We start from the raw sequence: 19867 nt of genomic DNA, 5'->3' as shown, positions 1-19867 counted from the left end.
TGCGTCGTATCGACCCATGCGATTGCGACGTCGGCGGATTTTTCGCGGCACCTCGTTTTCAGGCCGCCGGGCGATTTGCGGGCCGGGATTCCTGTGATTATCGCCCCAGGGGGCTTTTCTTTGTCATTGTGAGCTTCAATAAACCGATCAAGGAGAGATCGGATGGCAAAACTCTATTTCAATTACTCGACGATGAACGCCGGCAAATCGACGATGCTGCTGCAAGCCTCCTACAATTACCAGGAGCGCGGCATGCGCACGGTGCAGTTGATCGCCGCTTTCGACGAGCGCACCGGCCGGGGCGTCATCGGCTCGCGGATCGGGCTGGAGGCGAGCGCCATCCCCTTCGAGCCGCATGAGGACCTGTTCCGGCTGATTGCGACGCTAAGCGGAGAGGGGGCCCCGATTGCCTGCGTCTTCGTCGACGAGGCGCATTTCATGACGCCTGTCCATGTCTGGCAGCTTGCCCGCGTCGTCGACAGGCTCGGCATTCCTGTGATGGTCTACGGGCTGAGAACCGATTTTCAGGGCAAATTGTTTCCGGCGTCGCAGGAACTCTTGGCGATCGCCGACGAAATGCGCGAGGTGCGGACGATCTGCCATTGCGGGCGCAAGGCGACGATGGTGGTACGGCTCGACGCGGAGGGGAAAGTGCTGCACGAAGGCGCGCAGATCGATGTCGGCGGCAATGAGAAATATGTCTCGCTCTGCCGCAGGCATTGGGACGAAGCGATGAATGGGGACTGGATCGCCGAGCCGGTCTGAAGCCGCAATGCCGTCTGTTTTTTTAGCGCCGCAAGCGACCTGCTTTTCCATTTTACGCAATTGCGGGCGGAAAACCGCTTCACACTTTTCGGCATCATGCTCTAGCTTGGGCAAGACGAGATTCCCTGGAGAGGCCCGTGCGCAAACCTCCGCCATTCCAAAGCCAATACGAAGCTGCCGGCAGCCTTGCCGAGAAGGTTGCGGCCGATGGAGCCTATTGTGTGGGCGCGATCAGTGCGTTCAGCGGCGATGAAGCACGGTCGGCCGACGAGGTTTTCCTCGAGCAGAATGCTCGCTTCCAGGCCCATATCGCCGATGCTGAAGCACTCGACGCCCTGCAGGCCGAGCTGGTGTTTTCCCTCGACCGGTTGACGGCCGAGGTTTCCGCCGATCTCGACAGCTTCCGGGGGCTGACGCTGCGGGAGAAGATGGCCGGCTGGACGTCGCGCCAGCGGATGTGGCGCATGTATACCGAACGCGTGCGCGAGGCCCCGGTCATCGAACGGCTGCTCGAGCTTCTGACGAAATCGGATGCGCTCGCCAGGCTGATCGCCGGCCAGCGCGCTACGATCATCGAACGGCATAGGGCCGCCGAACGCGGTCTCGTCGACATCGTCGAGCAACGGCGCCGGCTGGTCGATTCCATCGATATCGCCCGTCTCAAGATGAAGGAGCTCAATGCCAAGGCGCTGACGACGCAGGGCCGCATCGGCGTCTACGGCAACAGGGCGCATTGGGAGCAGATGGAGACGGAGCGGCGGGCGCTGAAGGCGGAGGCCGAGCAGATTTCCGCCAGGGAGCATGAAATGCGCGACGACAGTCAGCGGCGTGAGCGTTTCATCGGTCTGTTCCAGAGCTTTGTCGATTCGGCGAACGGGCGGATCGCCGCCTGCAACGTGCTGCTGCGCAAACTGATGATCGACGTCGAGGAGCGGTTGATCATCTACCAGGCGCAGGTCGATACCGACAGGCCGGGCATGAAGATGCGGATCAAGCCGGAACTCTTTCCCGATATAGCCGCGCCGATCGGGCTATTCGAGAAGGGCATGCTGGTCGCCCAGGATCTCGAGCGGCGCAAGAGCCGCGCCGATCTGGAATTCGCCGGCAGGTTTCCGGCCTATGCCGAACCGCTGCCGGAGACATCAGGAGCGCCGCTGATCGACACGGCGCGCAGGCGCCTCCGTTTCAGCCTGCCTTTCCTGCGGTCCTGAGCCGCAGGTCCCGGTTCGCGCCCCTTTCGGGAATGCCTTCAATCCGAAAAATCGAAGGGCTCGTGTTGTGCTCGGCCCGTCGAGCGCATATGTGGATGTGGCAATTATGCAGTAATTGAAAGTGTTACAGCGTCCTTAGCGCGTCTGAATTGACGCGCGGCGCTGTGGTGTTCGCCTCGCTTGACAGGAGACGACGATGCTTGACCGGATAGCCGGTTTTTTCAGGCTGATCGGCCAGACGATCGGTCGCTGGGCCCGCCTGTTTTCAGCCTGGGCCTTCTGGCCCTTCCTCGCCGCGCATGGCTGGTATCAGCGCCGGAGCTGGATGATCCGGCTGCCGGTTATCGCGTTGGTGGCGCTCTTCGTCGTGCTCTACGGCTATTTCTTCTGGCAGACGCAGGTCTGGTCGAATTTCAATACCGCCTTTGTCGACCAATACCGGCTTTCGGACCGCAAGGTTGCCGCCGGGCAGGACGTACCGGTCGCGGAGGGAAGCAACAGCTCAGCCGCCAAGACCTGCCAGCGTTCGGCCATCGTCGACGTCACGGCCGACCTGACCGACTTCAACGTCAACCAGAACGCATGGATCTCCTCGATGCTGCTCTATAAAATGGGCTTTTTCGGCATCGACTGGGATCACACGCCTTTCCTCGACAACAAGGCGTCGTTCCAGCGCGGCATCAATCAGGCGGTCCGGCGGACGTCGGCGGAGCTTGTCGATACGCTGGGGCGGGTGCGCGGCACGTCGGGCATCAACAACGATCTGCAGAGCGCCCGCGGTAACCTGCAGTTCGACGAATACAGCTGGTATTTCGGGCTCAATCCCTTCGGGCCGAAGACGCCGACGCCCTCCTATTACCGCTCGGCGATCGGCAGCCTGCGCAAGTTCAACACCGATCTTTCCGCCTGCAGCGTCATTTTCGACGGCCGCGCCGACAACCTCATGCAGTTCATCGACCGCATCGCCAACGATCTCGGCGGTACGTCCGACATGCTCGCCGAGCGTTCGGAAAATCACAATCGCGGCTGGTTCGATACGCGCGCCGACGACCGGTTCTGGTTTGCCTACGGCCAGCTCTACGCCTACTACGCCATCCTTGCCGCCGCGCAGGCGGATTTCTCGCAAGTGGTGCAGGAGCGCAATCTCGGAGCGGTCTGGGGCAGCACGATGCGGCAGTTCCAAGCGGCGCTGCGCATTCAGCCGGCGATCATTTCGAACGGGCGCGAGGACGGCTGGATCATGCCGAGCCATCTCGCCACCATGGGCTTCTATATTCTGAGGGTGCGCTCGAACCTCGTCGAGATCCGCTCGGTGCTCGACCGCTAGAACAGGATGATTTTAGGCCGGGTCGGCCTAAAATCTGAATCCTGTTCCACATTAAAGAGTTAGAGACATGATGTCTTGAGAAAACCGCTCACAATTTTCGGCATCATGCTCTAAAATTTCCGGGGGTCAGCGCGGTCTCGTATCGTCCTCGAAGCCGACGACACGCAGCCTCTCGACGAACTCATAGGTGACGATGCCGCCGCCGCTTTGACCGTCCCGGAAACGGCCGACGCTGCGCACCAGCTTGTGGCCGCCAAGCCGATTGCAGACGCGGTAGACGAAATGGAAACCGACGCCGTGAAGGCTCGCCTCTTCGAAGGTCTGGGCGATCAGGCTGCGGTCGTCCTCATGGATGCGCGACATCAGCTCAGCCAGATTGACGGGGCCGTCGCTGTAGGGGAGGTCGAAAATCGCGTGAACATCTTCGCTTGCAAAGAAATGTCCCGTCTCGATGTCGATCCGCCAGAAGCCGAAAAGGCGATAGGCAGCAAGCATCTGCACGATTTCCGCATCGGTGATGCCGATGTGGGCACGGGATTGCTCAGTCTTGTCGATGACGGGCTGTTCGAAGCGAAGAGACACGATTCCCCCAGATCACGGGACGACGGGCCGACTCTCTTCCGATTCCTCAGTTGATCAGCTTCAATCGAATTGCCTTAGCTACCAACTGGGTGCGGTTGACGCAATCGAGTTTTTTGATCGCGTTGGTCATGTAGGCGTTCACCGTATGATCCGAGAGCGCCAGGATCTGGCCGATTTCGATCGAGGTCTTGCCCTGGGCCGTCCAGCGCACAACTTCCAGTTCTCTGGTCGACAGCGCGTTGTGCGCGCATTCCTCATTCCGCTTGACTGCATTATATGCATCGAGTGCATGCAGAATGATCATTGCCAGCTCGTTGACCTCGCTCTGGCCGAGTGCGGCGCGCTCGCCGCAGAACCAGAAGACCAGGCGCTGGCCATTGGCAGCAATGGTCGGCATGGCAACGCCGGCCGGTATGGCATGGCGCAGCATCAGGGCGCGCAGTTCGGCGGGGAAGGCCTGACCATTGGCGGGGTCGTTCAGATGCCAGGCCGGGGGGACGGCGGACTCCCTCAGCCGCAAGCCGAAAGGACAACCGCGCATCATGTGGACGCGGTCGAACTCCTTGATATAGGCGGCCGGAAGCGAGCTTTCGATCAGCAGGGGTTTCAGCAGGAGGTCTTCCGGGGAGGGCGCGTGCATCAGGGTCGCATGCGACAGTCCGAAGGCGGCGGAGACCCTGCCGAGCGCCTGCGCAAACAGGCTACGCGTTCGTGCGGTGGCAAGCTCTGCAGAAAGCGATGACTGTCTTTCAGAGGTAGTCATATAAGACATCTGTACGCCCCCGGCTGCCCCAATGTTAACGCTATCAAACACAGAAAGCCGGTCAGATGCTAGTCCCAATTGACTTAGCGCAAGCTGATTTACTCGAATTGTGTAAAATTATTGAGGGGCGATCGCGCTTTAGTTGAGTTTTGACTTGCGGATATACCGTTGCGGTATCTTTGATCTCCTTCGCGCCGCATAGCCACGGGTCTTGCGCTGTGATGCACGGAGAGAATCACTTTGGAAGAGGCGGCGGCAACAGGTGCCGAAAACCAGCTTGCTGGCGATCAAGGCAATTGCTAAGCGTCTACCATGTATAATTGAGGCAATTTAATCGTGCGCTCTGCGATTTCTTTTTTCGTAAAGTCCCTGCTTTCCCCGATACTACTTGTTTTATTATTTCTGACACTGCCGATCGGAGCTGCAACCGTGCAGGCTGCCGGAGAGAAGAAGCAGGCAGGGCAGCCGCCGATGCGCTTCATCCTTGTGCACCATCCCCTCTGCACAGAAGACTGCCCGGGATGGGTATCGGCGGAGGGTCGCATAACCTCTGATACACCGGCCCAGCTCCGAAAAATGCTGAAGAAGATCGGCGGCCGGAAACTGCCGATCGTGTTCCGGTCGGAGGGCGGGGATGTCGAGGCCGCTTATGCGATGGGCCGGATGATCCGCAAAGCCGGTCTTGAAACGGCGGTCGGCGGCACACGGCTGAAGGATTGCCCGGCCGACGATCTGCGTTGCGATGCCGCCATCACAAAGGATGGGACCGCGCTTGGCAACGCCTATTCGGAAGGTGCATATTGTTTTTCCGCCTGTCCGCTAGCATTGGCCGGCGGTACGTCGCGTGTCGCGTCGCAATGGGCTTTGATCGGCGTTCACCAGATCACGACTGTCTATAACAAGGTGCGTGTCTCCTACCGCATCGAATACAAGATCGTGAACGGCAAGAAGAAGGAAATCTCCCGCAAGGAGGTTGGACGCAAATCAGCAGGGCAGAGCAGTTCCACCAAGCTCGGCAAGAAGGCCGGTGCCGCGTTGACAGCCTATTTGAAGGAAATGGGTGTCAGCCAGGATGTGATCGGCCTGATGATGAGCGCCACGCCTGACAATATCAACATCGTACTGCCCGCGGAGGCACTTCGGACGGGTCTCATCACCGATATGCTCTCCTACAATGAGTGGCCCGGCATGCCGCTCTGCGCGCCGGATGCAGCGGCCGAGACTGTCTGTCACGGCCACCCGGTCGCCCAAGCGCCCGTCGCGGCTGCGACGCCTGTATCCAAGGCGCCGGCGCAGGATGTGGCCGCGGTCACAAGCGAGACTCCACCGGAAAACCGGCCGATGGATTTTTTGCTGATGTATAACGGCAATTGCCAGGACGAGTGCAACCAATGGATTTCTGCCGAAGGAGAAATCACCCCGGAGACACCGGCCCGGCTGCAGGCGATTTTGAAAACGCTCGGTGAACGAAAACTGCCGGTCGTCCTTCAGTCCTATGGTGGAGACATGGACGCGGCGTTTGCGATAGGGCGCACGATCCGGGCTGCCGGCCTAGAGACTTCGATTGGCAGGACGCGGTTGCCCCGCTGCCCGACGCTGGATCCGCGTTGCAAGGCGAGCATGGCCAAAAGCGGGGCGACCATGGGCGAGGTCTCTGCCGGCGGTGCATACTGCCTTTCGAGCTGTACTCTCGTCCTGATAAGCGGAACACCGCGGCTTGTCGGATATTCCGATATCGGCCTCGTCCGGCCCACGACTGCTGAATACACGAAATTCTTCACCTATTTCGACGAGATGGGCGTCAGTTCCGAGACATATGAGACGATGATGTTTGCGACATCGATCGAGCGAGACAAGATACTGCGTTCGCAGGCATTCGATCTCGGCATCATCAATGGTATCATTCCTTATGGTGAAGAGCCCGGCCTGCATTTCTGTGGGCCAGACGCGAAGGAAAGCCTCCGATGCCCCGGAAATCAGAAGGCCGGGATCGTTCCTGCCACAGCCTTGGCAAATTGATATCGGACTGCGGAAGAACATTTCTTGATGGCTCATCGCTGTTGCCGTGGGCGACAGCTTGTTGGCCGGTCTGAAATTGTCTTCCTCCCGCCGGCTACCCCTTATCTTTCAAATCATTCTTCGACGTCACGCTCATCAGCTTTTCCAGGAAGCCGAGCATGACGGCGGAGGCGACGAAGGCGAGATGCATGAAAGTCAGCCACATGATCTTGCCGTCGGCATATTTGTCGGCATTGAGGAAGACCTGCAGCAGGTGGATGGAGGAGATGGCGACGATCGAGGAGGCCACCTTGATCTTCAGGCTACCTGAATCAAGCTTGCCGAGAAAGGAGACTTCGTTGTCGGCTTCGCTCGCTTCATCGAAGCGGCTGACGAAATTTTCATAACCCGAGATCATCACCATGACGATCAGGCTTGCGACGAGAGCCGCATCGATCAGACTGAGCATGGCAAGGATCATCTCCGCCTCGTCGAGGGCAAAGACGCCGGAAGCAATCTTCAGGAGCTTGTAGCCGAAGGAAACGGCATAGACGGCGAGTGCCGCAACCAGGCCGATATAGAAGGCGACGAGGATCCAGCGGCTCGACAGGATGATGCGCTCGATGATCAGTTCCAGTGCTTTCATGTCTTCATCCTATAAAACCGCGATCGTTGACCGCCACATAAACATCCGGCGTGGCCGCCGCAAGGCGCAGCGCTATTCACACCTCGCCGATATTTCGCTATCCCGATGAAGAGGGAACAACGCCTCCGCGCCCTGCGGCAGGCCGGGACGGGGAACATCCATGCCATCAATCAAATCCGATATCGAAATCGCGCGCGCTGCGGCCAAGAAGCCGATCTTCGAAATCGGCGCGAAGCTCGGCATTCCGGTCGAGCAGCTCGTTCCCTACGGCCACGACAAGGCAAAGGTCAGCGCCGAATTCATCGCCGGGCAAGCGGGCAAGAAGGACGGCAAGCTGATCCTCGTCACCGCGATCAATCCGACGCCAGCGGGCGAGGGCAAGACGACGACGACCGTGGGCCTCGGTGACGGGCTGAACCGGATCGGCAAGAAAGCCATCGTCTGCATCCGCGAGGCTTCGCTCGGCCCCTGCTTCGGCGTCAAGGGCGGCGCAGCCGGCGGCGGTTATGCGCAGGTCGTGCCGATGGAAGACATCAACCTGCATTTCACCGGCGATTTCCATGCGATTACCTCGGCGCACAATCTGCTGGCGGCGATGATCGACAATCACATTTACTGGGGCAACGAAGAGAATATCGATATCCGCCGCATCACCTGGCGGCGGGTGATGGATATGAACGACCGGGCGCTCAGAAGTATGGTCTCCTCGCTCGGCGGCGTTGCCAACGGCTTCCCGCGCCAGGGCGGGTTCGACATCACCGTTGCCTCCGAAGTGATGGCGATCCTCTGCCTCGCCACCGACCTCACGGATCTCGAGCGGCGGCTCGGCGACATCATCATCGGCTATCGCTTCGACAGGACGCCGGTGCATGCGCGCGACCTGAAAGCCGACGGCGCCATGGCGGTATTGCTGAAAGATGCGATGCAGCCGAACCTCGTGCAGACGCTGGAGAACAATCCGGCCTTTGTGCATGGCGGGCCGTTTGCCAACATCGCCCATGGCTGCAATTCGGTGACGGCGACGAAGACGGCGCTGAAGCTCGGCGACTATGTCGTGACGGAAGCGGGCTTCGGGGCCGATCTCGGCGCCGAGAAATTTTTCGACATCAAATGCCGTAAGGCCGCGTTGAAGCCGGATGCGGCGGTCATCGTCGCAACCGTCAGGGCGCTGAAGATGAATGGCGGGGTGAAGAAAGACGACCTCGGCACGGAGGATGTCGCGGCGCTGAAAAAGGGCTGCGCCAATCTTGGCCGCCACGTCGCCAATGTCCGCCGGTTCGGTGTGCCGGTGGTCGTGGCGATCAACCATTTCATCTCCGATACCGACGCCGAAATCGCGGCGGTGAAGGAATTTGTTTCGAGGCTCGGCGCCGAGGCGATCCTTTGCCGCCACTGGGCGCTGGGTTCGGCCGGCATCGAGGAGCTGGCGCACAAGGTGGTGGAGCTCGCCGAATCCGGTCAGGCGAAATTCCAACCGCTCTATGGCGACGATATTTCGCTGTTCGAGAAGATCGAGATCGTCGCCTCGAAGATCTACCATGCCGGCGAGGTGACGGCCGACAAGGCGGTGCGCGACCAGTTGCAGACATGGGAGGAGCAGGGCTACGGCAAGCTGCCGGTCTGCATGGCCAAGACGCAATATTCCTTCTCCACCGATCCGAGCCTGCGCGGCGCGCCGGAAGGCCACATCGTTACCGTGCGGGAGGTGCGGCTTTCGGCGGGGGCCGGCTTCGTCGTCGCCATCACCGGCGAGATCATGACCATGCCCGGGCTGCCGAAGTCACCGTCGGCGGAGCGGATTTTCCTGAATGAGCAGGGTTATATCGAGGGGCTGTTCTGATTGGTGCACGTGACATCTTTCTCACTAGATCTGCGAGACCTGCCCCTCATCCGCCTGCCGGCACCTTCTCCCCGTAAACGGGGCGAAGGGGGTGTGCCGCAACCTCTCCGTCCCTCGCCCACGCCTCGCAGGGCACGTCCCCTCTCCCCGTTTTACGGGGAGAGGGTTAGGGTGAGGGGCAGCGCTCTGTTGGCTGGCCAACCCGATTCACGGCCATTGAATGATCAGTGGCAGTAGCGATAGCCGCCTTTCCTTTCGATCACGTCGAGGTGGAAATGGGTTTCGTGGGCGGCGTCGCTTTCGGGGTCAAGGACGGTGGTGAAATAGAGGCAGCCGGCGGCGCTGACGGTGCGTTGGAAGGCGCCGGTCAACGTCGGGTCTTCGCGGCGGGAGCGGACGGCGACATCTTCGCCTTTCTCGAAATGGAAGCTTGCAATGTCGATGGCGTTGCCGCGGGCATGTTCGGAGATCTTGCCCGTGCCTGCGCTGTTGCGAAGGCGGCACATATAGGAGGTTGCCTGGTTGACCGTCGTGAGGCGGCCCTGCTCCGGCAGAGCGGCAGAGGCTGCCGGAATAACGCTCTCCTTCATCCAGCGGGCAAGGGCGAGTGCGGCCGGGCAGCGGACCGTAGCCTCCGGCTTCAGCGTGATGCCGGGCAGGGCCTCGGAAACGGTGATCGGCTTGTCGATACCGCAGCCGTTGCCGTCATCGATGCGCGGGACATCCTTGAAGACGACGCCCAAGGCCTTGAGCGCAGCGGTGCATTCGGCGTGCTCAGCATCGCTTTCCGGTTCGATCGTCAGATGCTGCTCTTCGAGCGTCTGCTCGGCGGGTGGCTTGTTGTCTTCCTCCGGCGTCTGCGGGCCTTGGCCCGGCGGGAGCGGCGGGCCCTGCATCGGCTCCGCCGGTGAGGGCTTTGCCGGTTCGGGTTTTGCCGATTCGGGTTTTTTCGGTTCGGTGGGCGGCCCCGATGGCTGGTCTGGTACCGGTGCCTCCGGCTTCTTCATATCAGGCTTTGGCTGAGGTGCCGGCACATCATCCGGTGACGGTGGTTCAGCCTTATCGGGAAGTGGGGTAGGGCTGATCGTATCGGCGGCGTCCGGTCGAGGCTGTGGTAGGGGACCGTGCGGGGGCAGGCGGGCACCGGCAAGAAAGGGGGCTGCGGCGAGAAGGATCGCCAGTATCGAAAGTTTTCTCAACGCATCCGTTTCCGTCATGTCGATTGCGTGGGGGTAACGCATTATGGCGGTTTTCGTTGCAATTGCGCAACGTCAGGAAAGATCGTTAAAACTTGATAGATTTTTCAACATATTTTGCCGGTTTATGTTGACAGAACTTCTCATGTTTTTTATGCGGCAAAAAGAAGGCGGAATTCTGCATCGTCTTCATCCGCAAAAGCCCAGCCAGCCCCTCGAGCGTTCGACGCGCCACGACCAGCCAGCCCGGTAATCATCATTTAGAGGGTAGGTTATGATCGTCCGATATTGGCGCTCGGTTCTATTGGTCTGCACGGCAGCCGCAGTTGTTCTTCCTGTTTCACAGTCTTTCGCGCAAAGCGCTGCGGCCACCACGCCGCAAGCGACGACGGACGACAGCACCGTCCTGCAGAAGATCGTCGTCAAGGGCAAACGCGTGGCGCCGGGCAGCGTCGCCGACACGCCGCTGGCAACGGAAATCACCCAGAAGCAACTGGAAGAGAAGCAGGTCACCAATTACGACGATATCGGCCGCAGCGTCGATGCGGGTGTGAACTATTCGCGTGGCGATGCAGGCTTCAACCTGCGCGGCCTTTCCGGTGCTCGCATCCTGACCACCATCGACGGAATTCCGATCCCTTATATTTCGAACAGCTCGCGCCAGGGCGCTTTTGCGCCTGCCAACGCCAATGGCGGCGGCGATACCTTCGATTTCGATTCGCTATCTTCACTCGATATCGTGCGCGGCGCGGATTCGAGCAAGGGCGGTTCAGGCATGCTCGGCGGCGCCATCGTTCTCAATACGTTGGAGCCTGAGGATCTCATTCCTGAAGGCCGCGACTGGGGTGCAATCGTCAAGTCAACCTATGACAGCGAAGACAGGAGTCTTTCCGGCTCAGCCGCCGCTGCCAAGAAGATCGGCGGCACCTCGATCCTGTTCCAGGGCGGCTACCGCAAAGGCCATGAACGCGACAATATGGGCGACAACGACAGCTACGGTGCTCTTCGCACCGAGGCGAATCCGGCTGACTTCGATCAGAATAACCTGCTCTTCAAACTGCGCCAGGAGTTGGAAGGCGGCCATCGCATCGGCTTGACAGCGGAACGGTTCCGCCGGGATCTAAAAACCGACCTGCGCCAACTTCAGGGGGGCTCCAGCCCTCGTAACTTCATGATCGACAATTATGACGGTCGCGAACTGCGCGACCGCGATCGCGTGTCGCTCGATTATGATTATGAAGCGCAGTCCTCCGATGCCTTCTTCAGCAGTGCTCGCGCCACGCTTTATTGGCTGGATTTGAAGAAGGAAGCCGGCAGCAGGGGCCGCACGACCGCCAATGTGGCCTATGGCCGTAACAACGAGATCGAAAACGAAACCTGGGGCTTCAGCGGCACCGCGACGAAGGATTTCGAATATTCCGGTCTCAACCACTCCATGCGCGTCGGTCTCGATGTCGGCGTCTCCAGCTGGAGCCAGTATAGCTGGGCTCTTTGCCCCACATCGACAACATGCCCGGCACTGAACAACCAGGCGGAAGTACCTGATGTCGACAGCCAAAACCTTGGTCTTGTTGTCGAAGACAAGATCGAAATCGGCAATACCGGCTTCACGCTGACACCCGGTTTCCGCTTCGACTGGTTCAACTACAATCCCTCGACCGGCGGCGATTTTGCCAATAATACCGGCCTTACTCGTTTCGGCGATCTTCGCAACCGGACGGAAGCCGCCCTGTCGCCGAAGATCCTTGCAACATACGACCTGACGCCTGATGTGGAACTCTACATGCAATTGGCGGTCGGCTTCCGCGCGCCAACCGTCGACGAACTCTACAGCCGCTTCTACAACCCTACTAGCCGCTACGCCCAGCTCGGTAATCCTGATCTGGAACCGGAAATCGGCCGCGGCATCGAAGTCGGCGCCAATTTCGACACGGGCGACGTTACCGGAAGGGTCGCGCTTTTCCACACCCGCTACCAGAACTTCATCGAGACGGTGACGAGCGTCGACGCGACCGGCTTCACGGAGTTCAATTACACGAACGTGGCAGCGGCGACGATCTCAGGTATCGAAGCCAGCGCCGCCAAGACCTTCAACAACGGCATCAATCTGCATGCGTCGCTTGCCTATGCCTATGGCAGGAATGAAGAAACCACGCAGCGCCTGCGCTCGGTGGCGCCGTTCAAGGCGATTGTCGGCGGCGGCTGGAGCAACGAAACCTTCGGCTTCGACCTTTCCTCGACGCTTTCTGCCGGCATGCTGACCGACCACCTCAAGACGCCCATCACCAACACCGCCGACACGACCTTCGATGCGCCCGGTTATGCGATCGTGGACCTGACCGGTTGGTGGACGCCGGAACAGCTGCCGGGCCTGCGCATCCAGGGGGGTGTCTACAACATCTTTGATCAGGAGCACTATAACGCACTCGCCGTGCGCGAGGTCAACCTGAGCTCGGCGACGGCATCGCAGCCTCTGGAGTGGTATTCCGAGCCTGGCCGTACCTTCAAGGTCTCGCTCACCAAGACGTTCTGATTACAAGTCTTCAAGGCTGGGGTGGGGCGGCTTTCGGGCCGCCCCTTTCATTCGCGCAATCGCCTCTTGCGCGGCGGCTGATCTCAGGCTAACAATTTTTCCATGATCAAGTCCTTGAACATTGCTGTTTGGTGGTGGGCTCGCTAAGGCGGCCTCGACCAATCGTGTCCAAAGACGACGACGAGTGAGCCGCCCGAAACTTCGAGGCGGCTTTTTTATTTATCGCCGCCTGTCGTCCGGGCCCCGATAACGGAGTGGAACAATGGTAACGATCCTGCGGGATGATGGTGCGGAAATCTACGAGACCAAGGGCGGGATATCGGTCACGCGGCAGCGGCGTGCGATCCCCTACGGCGACGCGGTCTCTTCCTATATCGACAAGCTCGATGAGCGCCGCGGTGCGGTGTTCTCGTCGAACTACGAATATCCGGGACGTTATACGCGCTGGGATACCGCCGTCGTCGATCCGCCGCTCGGCATCTCCTCCTTCGGGCGCGACGTCTGGATCGAGGCCTATAACGAACGCGGCGAGGTGCTTCTCGGCTTCGTCACCGAGCGGCTGAAAACGGTGTCCGACCTCGTGCTCGGGGCTTCCTCCGCCCGCCGTCTCGACCTCTCGGTCAAAGCGCCGGATCGGGTGTTCACCGAGGAAGAGCGCTCGAAGATGCCGACGGTCTTTACCGTGCTGCGTGCCGTCACCGACCTCTTCTATTCGCAGGCGGATGCGAGCCTCGGACTCTACGGCGCCTTCGGCTATGACATCGCCTTCCAGTTCGATGCGATCGATCTGAAGCTGACGCGGCCCTCCGACCAGCGCGACATGGTGCTCTACCTGCCGGACGAAATCCTCGTCGTCGACAACTATGCCGCCAAGGCCTGGATCGACCGTTACGATTTCGAAAAGGGCGGCTTGACGACCGAGGGCAAGGCTGGGGATATCGCGCCAGAGCCTTTCAAGCACACGGATGCCATTCCGCCGAAGAGCGATCACCGACCCGGCGAATATGCCGAACTCGTCGTCAAGGCGAAGGAAAGTTTCCGCAAGGGTGATCTCTTCGAAGTTGTGCCCGGGCAGAAATTCATGGAGCGCTGCGAAAGCAAGCCTTCCGACATTTCCAAGCGGCTGAAGGCGATCAATCCGTCGCCCTATTCCTTCTTCATCAATCTCGGCCATCAGGAATATCTGGTCGGTGCCTCGCCCGAGATGTTCGTGCGCGTTTCCGGCCGCAGGATCGAGACCTGCCCGATCTCGGGCACGATCAAGCGCGGTGACGACCCGATCGCCGACAGCGAGCAGATCCTGAAGCTCTTGAATTCGAAGAAGGACGAATCCGAGCTGACCATGTGCTCCGACGTCGACCGCAACGACAAGAGCCGCGTCTGCGAGCCTGGCTCGGTCAAGGTGATCGGCCGCCGGCAGATCGAGATGTATTCGCGCCTCATCCACACGGTCGATCATATCGAGGGCCGGCTGCGTGACGACATGGATGCCTTCGACGGTTTCTTGAGCCACGCCTGGGCCGTCACCGTCACCGGCGCTCCGAAGCTCTGGGCGATGCGCTTCATCGAGAGCCGTGAAAAAAGCCCGCGCGCATGGTATGGTGGAGCGATCGGCATGGTCGGTTTCAACGGCGACATGAACACCGGCCTGACGCTGCGCACGGTGCGCATCAAGGACGGTATCGCCGAGGTGCGCGCCGGGGCGACGCTGCTCAACGATTCCATTCCTGAAGAAGAAGAAGCCGAAACAGAATTGAAGGCCTCTGCCATGCTTTCCGCCATCCGCGACGCCAAGACCGGCAATTCCGGCAAGACCCAGCGCGATGTCGCAAGCGTCGGCAAGGGCGTCAGCATCCTGCTCGTCGACCACGAGGACAGCTTTGTCCACACGCTCGCCAATTATTTCCGCCAGACGGGGGCGAGCGTTTCGACCGTGCGCACGCCGGTGCCGGAGGAAATCTTCGACCGGCTGAACCCGGACCTCGTCGTGCTGTCGCCCGGGCCCGGAACGCCCAAGGATTTCGACTGCAAGGCGACGATCAAGAAGGCGCGGGCGCGCAACCTGCCGATCTTCGGCGTCTGCCTCGGCCTGCAGGCGCTCGCCGAAGCCTATGGCGGGGAACTGCGCCATCTGGCGCTGCCGATGCACGGCAAACCCTCGCGCATCCGCGTGCTGGAGCCCGGCATCGTCTTCTCCGGCCTTTCGAAGGAAGTGACGGTCGGCCGCTACCACTCGATCTTCGCCGATCCCTCGACGCTGCCGCGCGACTTCATCATCACCGCGGAAAGCGAAGACGGCACGATCATGGGCATTGAGCACGCCAAGGAGCCGATCGCCGCGGTGCAGTTCCACCCGGAATCGATCATGACGCTCGGCGGCGATGCCGGCATGCGGATGATCGAAAATGTCGTGGCGCATCTGGCCCGCAAGGCGAAGACCAAGGCTGCCTGAGCGCAACTCGGCCTTGCCCTTCCTGCTTGCGGGAAGGGCGGGCGAGGTGTGCATTCCGACGTGGATACGACGAGCAGCGAAGGAACGCGGGCAAGCATGGCAGAGCCGGGTTGACTTTATCAATCAAATCAGAACATTTCAGGAACGATCAATCGGAGCCCGCCGCCGTGGCCAATGCTGAAAAGTTCATCGTTCTCCCTTACCGCAAGAACCGCGGCAATCTCGTGCCCGGTGAAATGCGCCAGGCATCCAACTCCGTCAGCGCGGAAAAGATCGCCTCGGCGATGGCTGAGCGCTTCGTCGGCGTGGCGGCCTATGCGGTGATCGTCGACGAGGAAACCGGCGACATGTCTTCGCCGCGATTGCTGGCGCGCTATGGTGAGATTGCCGATCTCAACGCCGCCTGAGGTCCAGGTTTCAGCATGGAGACGTCGCTTTATCTGCCGGTCAAAACCTTCCTGGAAGCGGCCGGTTATGTCGTCAAGGGTGAGGTTGGAAAATGCGATCTCGTCGGCTTGAGCGATGGCGAGCCGCCGGTCGTGGTCGTCTGTGAACTGAAACTCTCCTTCAACCTTGAGCTCCTTCTCCAGGCGGTCGACCGTGCGGCGATGAGCGATGAAGTCTGGATCGCGGCGCGCGTTTCCGCCAAGGGGCGCGGGCGGGAGGCCGACAGGCGCTACCGCGATCTCTGCCGGCGGCTCGGTATCGGCATGCTCGGGGTCTCCGACGCCGGCGAGGTCAGCATCATCGTCAGTTCGATCTCGCCGATGCCGCGCACCAACCCGAAGCGGCGCTCGCGCCTCGTCAGCGAGCACCAGCGGCGGCGTGGCGATCCCGCCGTCGGCGGCGGTTCGCGCGCGCCGATCATGACCGCTTATCGCCAACAGGCGCTGCTCTGTGCCTCGGCCCTCGAGCAGGGGCTCAAGCGGCCGCGGGAGATGAAGGCGCTTGCGGCCAATGCCGGCCCGATCCTGCGCGACAACGTCTACGGATGGTTCGAGCGCATCGAAAAGGGCATCTACGCACTGACGCCGGCGGGGCAGGCCGCGCTTTTGCGCTGGCCGCAGCCTGTGATTTCAGACACGCCTGCCTGAGCCGCGCGACCGGCCTCGCCGGACTCCGTTGGCGGGTTCGCGATCGAGGATGGCAACGCCTGTGAACGGAGTGTCATTCCCCTTTGACAATTCCTCCTTCATCGCCCATATCACCCTTAACTGAACCGCCTTCGCGATAGTCGCGTGGGCGGTTTTGCATTTCAATGGCTTGGACCCTGCAATTCATTCGCAACCGCAGGAGGACGATATGAGTGACAACGGCGATCTTACGGTTCGGACGCTGGCGATGTGGGGCATTCCGCTGTCGCTCGGCGTCATGGGCCTGAAGATGGTGGCCTGGTGGGTCACCGGGTCGGTGGCGCTGCTGTCGGACGGGCTCGAATCGACGGTCAACGTCGTTGCCGCCTTCATCGCCTTTTTCGTCATTCGCTATGCGCAGAAGCCGGCCGACCACGACCATCCCTTCGGCCATCACAAGGCGGAATATCTGTCTGCGGTGACCGAGGGCGTGCTGATCGTCGTCGCCGCACTCCTGATCGTCAACGAGGCGATCGGTTACCTCGCCGCGCCGCGCATGCTCGATGCGCCGGTGCTCGGCCTTGCGATCAATTTCGCGGCTGGTGTCATCAATGCGGTCTGGGCGCGGCTGCTGATCCGGACCGGTCGCAAACATCGCTCGGCGGCACTTGCCGCGGACGGGCAGCATATCCTGTCGGATGTGGTGACCTCTGTCGGCGTGCTCGCCGGCTTGTTGCTGGCGCTCGCGACCGGCTATGCGATCTTCGATCCGGTGCTTGCCATTCTGGTCGCCGTCAACATCATCTACCAGGGCTGGAAGGTGATCTCGCAATCGATCGGCGGGCTGATGGACCAAGCCGTCGAGCCGCGCGAGGAGGAGGCGATCAAGCAGGCGATCGCCACCCATGCGGCAGGCTCGATCGGGGTGCACGACCTGAAGACCAGGCGGGCCGGCGCCGTCACCTTCATCGATTTTCACATGGTGGTGCCCGGCACTATGTCGGTGCGGCAGGCGCATGATATATGCGACCGCCTTGAGGATGCCATCAGTGCGGTGCACGAGGGCGCCAAAATAGCCATTCACGTGGAGCCGGAGGGCGAAAAGGCCCATGGCATCCGCGTCAAAGTCGTCAAGGAGGCATGATGCCGAATACCGATGTTTCCAGCCTGTCGATGCTGGGCCAGCAAACCGAAACCGCGCAGTCGCCGGAGGCGGCGGTGCTTGAAAAAGTGCCGTCCAACCATGCCGGCACCGACTACGTCGTGCGCTTCACCGCGCCGGAATTCACCTCGCTCTGCCCGATGACCGGACAGCCGGATTTCGCCCATATCGTTATCGACTACATTCCGGGCGAATGGCTGGTGGAATCGAAGTCGCTGAAGCTCTTCCTGCATTCCTTCCGCAACCATGGCGCTTTCCACGAGGATTGCTCGATCTACATCGCCAAGCGCATCGTCGAGCTGCTCGATCCCAAGTGGTTGAGGATCGGCGCCTACTGGTATCCGCGCGGCGGCATTCCGATCGACGTCTTCTGGCAGACCGGCAAACCGCCGGAAGGTGTGTGGCTGCCGGAGCAGGGCGTCGCCACTTATCGCGGACGTGGGTGAGCTGCGGTCGGGCAAAGCCCGAGCAATCGATAGCTTTTCTTTCAACGCAATTCCGGACGAAAAACCGCTGCACACTTTTTCTGGAATTGCTCTGAATCGATTGCAGCGGCGAACGCCTGAGCTTAAGCGAAGGGCCGGGATACGGTGCGGCAACCGCTGCCCCGTCTCCAACCGCTAAACCTCACACATCCGTCACGTCGTCGCCCGACGAGTCATCGCTATAGTCGTCATAATCGGCCTGCTGCACATTGTCGTTGTCGTTGTCGTTGTCGTTACTATCGGCCGCATTGTCGGACGTCTGGCTGGTGTCGTCATTGCCATAATAATTGTTGATGACGGTTTCCTCGGTGGGGGCGCTAGCATTGCCGAAGGGGTTGGCGCCGAAGGGCGAGCCCCAACCGAGCGAGGACATGTGATTGCCGAAGATGCCGCTCAGCGAATTGGCAAGCAACATGCCGCCGGCAACGCCGGCGGCCGTGCCGAGCGCGCCGCGCAGGAAGCTGCCGCCGGCTGATGGCGCATAGGCCTGCTGGCTCCAGGGGCCGGTCGGCTGTTGCTGCTGCGGCTGGCGGCCATCGCCGCGGGAATCGTCATAGGCGCGGGACTGCTGATCCCAGGGACCGGGATTGGAAGGGACGGGTGCCGGCTGCTGCGTCTGGGTGTTGCCGAAGATCGAGCTCAGGAAGCCGCCGCCCTGTTCGGCCTGGCGGTGCTCGCTGGCGCCGGCTTCCAGCTGGCGGACATGCTCTTCGAGTTCCTTGATATGGTTGGCGGCCGCTTCCAGCCCCTTTTCCTGAACGATGACGGCCTGGGCGAGATAATAGGTGGCGGAGGGCTGTTCGCGCGTTGCCTGGTCGATCAGGGCCTCGGCGTCGCGGTCGCGCGGCTGGGCCGCTGCGGTGCGCACGCGGTCGAAGAGGGCGGTCAGCAATTCGCGTTCTTCGGGTGACATGTTCTGCCTCCTGTTGGTCCGGAGCGCTCTCGTATCCGACCGGACGCGTAAAGCGCTCCATGGTTTTTCGGTGCAGCTATCGCTGCGTGAGGTTGAGGTAGGAACCGATTCAGGCTTTTCAAAGCCTTTCACCGTTACATTTCAGTAAGGCTTGCAGAACGGCACGCGGCTTCTTAAGGATATCTCCATCGCTTCGGTGCCTTGTGTTTTTCCCGCATTGTTTTAGGCATTGAGTCGCACTATGTGCGGGGAAGCCGAATTCATCTCCAAGAGGTTCGAATGAACGACGAAGACCAGGACGACAAGACGAAGGAACTGCCGCTCGGCAAGGAAACGGAGGCGAATCTTTTCAAGTCGCGTTCGATCTTCATCTACGGACCGATCAATCAGGAATTGGCGCAGAAGGTCTGCTCGCAGCTCGTGGCGCTTGCCGCGGCCAGCGACGAAGACATCCGCATCTATGTGAATTCGCCCGGCGGCCACGTCGAATCCGGCGATTCCATTCATGACATGATCAAGTTCATCAAACCGAAGGTCTGGATGATCGGCACGGGCTGGGTCGCCTCCGCCGGCGCGCTAATCTATGTCGCCGCTCCGAAAGAGCAGCGCCTGTGCCTGCCGAACACCCGCTTCCTGCTGCACCAACCCTCGGGCGGCACGCGCGGCATGGCATCCGACATCGAGATCCAGGCACGCGAGATCATCAAGATGAACGAGCGCCTGAACAAGATCATGGCGGCAGCCACCGGCCAGCCGCTCGACAAGATCGCCAAGGACACCGATCGCGACTATTGGCTGTCGGCCGAAGAGGCGAAGGACTATGGTCTTGTCTCGCGGATCGTGACGTCACAGGCCGATATCTGAGTTTTCTCATGTAATGCACTTGAACGCCCTCGCCTGCAGCAGCAGGCGAGGGCGTTT

17 protein-coding genes are annotated in these 19867 nt (G+C 60.8%); 12 read left to right on the top strand and 5 right to left on the bottom strand.

The genetic code is table 11. The features are described from left to right. Positions 1-162: 162 nt before the first annotated feature. The 3 genes from CO657_RS14430 (at position 163) to CO657_RS14420 (ending at position 3303) form a co-directional block, all read left to right on the top strand. Complete coding sequence (locus tag CO657_RS14430; protein ID WP_054182541.1) at positions 163-765, top strand: thymidine kinase; 603 nt, start codon at positions 163-165, stop codon at positions 763-765. Between the two features lie 137 nt (positions 766-902). Further along, positions 903-1976, top strand: a complete 1074-nt coding sequence (locus CO657_RS14425) for a hypothetical protein (RefSeq protein WP_054182542.1) — start codon at positions 903-905, stop codon at positions 1974-1976. A gap of 196 nt (positions 1977-2172) precedes the next feature. Further along, complete coding sequence (locus tag CO657_RS14420; protein ID WP_054182543.1) at positions 2173-3303, top strand: DUF2333 family protein; 1131 nt, start codon at positions 2173-2175, stop codon at positions 3301-3303. A 126-nt stretch (positions 3304-3429) separates the two neighbouring features. Here CO657_RS14420 and CO657_RS14415 read toward each other — a convergent pair whose 3' ends face one another. After that, positions 3430-3885 (bottom strand): PAS domain-containing protein, encoded by a 456-nt coding sequence (locus CO657_RS14415; RefSeq protein WP_054182544.1) that lies wholly within the window; start codon positions 3883-3885, stop codon positions 3430-3432. A 46-nt stretch (positions 3886-3931) separates the two neighbouring features. Beyond that, the gene (locus CO657_RS14410) at positions 3932-4657 is read right to left on the bottom strand and encodes a helix-turn-helix transcriptional regulator (RefSeq protein WP_054182545.1); all 726 of its coding nucleotides are present in this window, start codon (positions 4655-4657) and stop codon (positions 3932-3934) included. A 327-nt stretch (positions 4658-4984) separates the two neighbouring features. Here CO657_RS14410 and CO657_RS14405 point away from each other — a divergent pair, with 327 nt between their 5' ends. Continuing rightward, the gene (locus CO657_RS14405) at positions 4985-6667 is read left to right on the top strand and encodes a hypothetical protein (RefSeq protein WP_054182546.1); all 1683 of its coding nucleotides are present in this window, start codon (positions 4985-4987) and stop codon (positions 6665-6667) included. 94 nt (positions 6668-6761) lie between these two features. Here the strand turns inward: CO657_RS14405 and CO657_RS14400 are convergent, their stop codons facing one another. Then, positions 6762-7292: a TIGR00645 family protein gene (locus CO657_RS14400; protein ID WP_003592998.1), complete on the bottom strand. Its 531-nt coding sequence runs from the start codon at positions 7290-7292 to the stop codon at positions 6762-6764. A 160-nt stretch (positions 7293-7452) separates the two neighbouring features. On the opposite strand from CO657_RS14400, the gene CO657_RS14395 reads away from it, so the two are divergent. Next, entirely contained in the window at positions 7453-9132 is a 1680-nt protein-coding gene (locus CO657_RS14395; protein ID WP_054182547.1) for a formate--tetrahydrofolate ligase, read from the top strand. A 224-nt stretch (positions 9133-9356) separates the two neighbouring features. Here CO657_RS14395 and CO657_RS14390 read toward each other — a convergent pair whose 3' ends face one another. After that, the gene (locus CO657_RS14390) at positions 9357-10349 is read right to left on the bottom strand and encodes an extensin-like domain-containing protein (RefSeq protein WP_054182746.1); all 993 of its coding nucleotides are present in this window, start codon (positions 10347-10349) and stop codon (positions 9357-9359) included. 253 nt (positions 10350-10602) lie between these two features. Here CO657_RS14390 and CO657_RS14385 point away from each other — a divergent pair, with 253 nt between their 5' ends. The 6 genes from CO657_RS14385 (at position 10603) to queF (ending at position 17994) form a co-directional block, all read left to right on the top strand. Then, a complete protein-coding gene (locus tag CO657_RS14385; RefSeq protein WP_054182548.1) occupies positions 10603-12861 on the top strand; it encodes a TonB-dependent hemoglobin/transferrin/lactoferrin family receptor in 2259 nt (752 codons plus the stop codon). A 262-nt stretch (positions 12862-13123) separates the two neighbouring features. Next, entirely contained in the window at positions 13124-15313 is a 2190-nt protein-coding gene (locus CO657_RS14380) for an anthranilate synthase (RefSeq protein ID WP_054182549.1), read from the top strand. A gap of 167 nt (positions 15314-15480) precedes the next feature. After that, positions 15481-15720, top strand: coding sequence for a hypothetical protein (locus CO657_RS14375; RefSeq protein ID WP_003561395.1), 240 nt, complete (start codon positions 15481-15483; stop codon positions 15718-15720). A 15-nt stretch (positions 15721-15735) separates the two neighbouring features. Further along, entirely contained in the window at positions 15736-16407 is a 672-nt protein-coding gene (locus tag CO657_RS14370) for a DUF2161 domain-containing phosphodiesterase (RefSeq protein WP_054182550.1), read from the top strand. Positions 16408-16615: 208 nt separating this feature from the next. Further along, on the top strand, positions 16616-17530 hold the full coding sequence (gene emfA, locus CO657_RS14360) for a CDF family cation efflux transporter EmfA (RefSeq protein ID WP_054182551.1): 915 nt from the start codon (positions 16616-16618) through the stop codon (positions 17528-17530). Further along, a complete protein-coding gene (queF, locus tag CO657_RS14355) occupies positions 17530-17994 on the top strand; it encodes a preQ(1) synthase (RefSeq protein WP_054182552.1) in 465 nt (154 codons plus the stop codon). Before emfA ends, queF begins: the two co-directional genes overlap by 1 nt. A gap of 181 nt (positions 17995-18175) precedes the next feature. On the opposite strand, the gene CO657_RS14350 is transcribed toward queF, so the two are convergent. Next, positions 18176-18946 (bottom strand): DUF2076 domain-containing protein, encoded by a 771-nt coding sequence (locus CO657_RS14350; RefSeq protein ID WP_054182553.1) that lies wholly within the window; start codon positions 18944-18946, stop codon positions 18176-18178. A 279-nt stretch (positions 18947-19225) separates the two neighbouring features. On the opposite strand from CO657_RS14350, the gene CO657_RS14345 reads away from it, so the two are divergent. After that, a complete protein-coding gene (locus CO657_RS14345; protein ID WP_003593011.1) occupies positions 19226-19810 on the top strand; it encodes an ATP-dependent Clp protease proteolytic subunit in 585 nt (194 codons plus the stop codon). Positions 19811-19867: the final 57 nt, after the last annotated feature.

The organism is Rhizobium acidisoli, from assembly GCF_002531755.2.
In the GTDB taxonomy this organism is placed as follows: domain Bacteria; phylum Pseudomonadota; class Alphaproteobacteria; order Rhizobiales; family Rhizobiaceae; genus Rhizobium; species Rhizobium acidisoli.
This window is presented reverse-complemented; position numbering and strand designations above follow the sequence as displayed.

Excerpts from the sequence above, each read along its gene's own strand:
- CO657_RS14410 (WP_054182545.1), bottom strand. The coding sequence starts at position 4,657 with ATGTCTTATATGACTACCTCTGAAAGACAGTCATCGCTTTCTGCAGAG.
- emfA (WP_054182551.1), top strand. The coding sequence starts at position 16,616 with ATGAGTGACAACGGCGATCTTACGGTTCGGACGCTGGCGATGTGGGGC.
- CO657_RS14430 (WP_054182541.1), top strand. The coding sequence starts at position 163 with ATGGCAAAACTCTATTTCAATTACTCGACGATGAACGCCGGCAAATCG.
- CO657_RS14390 (WP_054182746.1), bottom strand. The coding sequence starts at position 10,349 with ATGACGGAAACGGATGCGTTGAGAAAACTTTCGATACTGGCGATCCTT.
- CO657_RS14385 (WP_054182548.1), top strand. The coding sequence starts at position 10,603 with ATGATCGTCCGATATTGGCGCTCGGTTCTATTGGTCTGCACGGCAGCC.
- CO657_RS14370 (WP_054182550.1), top strand. The coding sequence starts at position 15,736 with ATGGAGACGTCGCTTTATCTGCCGGTCAAAACCTTCCTGGAAGCGGCC.
- CO657_RS14350 (WP_054182553.1), bottom strand. The coding sequence starts at position 18,946 with ATGTCACCCGAAGAACGCGAATTGCTGACCGCCCTCTTCGACCGCGTG.
- CO657_RS14380 (WP_054182549.1), top strand. The coding sequence starts at position 13,124 with ATGGTAACGATCCTGCGGGATGATGGTGCGGAAATCTACGAGACCAAG.
- CO657_RS14420 (WP_054182543.1), top strand. The coding sequence starts at position 2,173 with ATGCTTGACCGGATAGCCGGTTTTTTCAGGCTGATCGGCCAGACGATC.
- CO657_RS14345 (WP_003593011.1), top strand. The coding sequence starts at position 19,226 with ATGAACGACGAAGACCAGGACGACAAGACGAAGGAACTGCCGCTCGGC.
- CO657_RS14395 (WP_054182547.1), top strand. The coding sequence starts at position 7,453 with ATGCCATCAATCAAATCCGATATCGAAATCGCGCGCGCTGCGGCCAAG.
- queF (WP_054182552.1), top strand. The coding sequence starts at position 17,530 with ATGCCGAATACCGATGTTTCCAGCCTGTCGATGCTGGGCCAGCAAACC.
- CO657_RS14400 (WP_003592998.1), bottom strand. The coding sequence starts at position 7,292 with ATGAAAGCACTGGAACTGATCATCGAGCGCATCATCCTGTCGAGCCGC.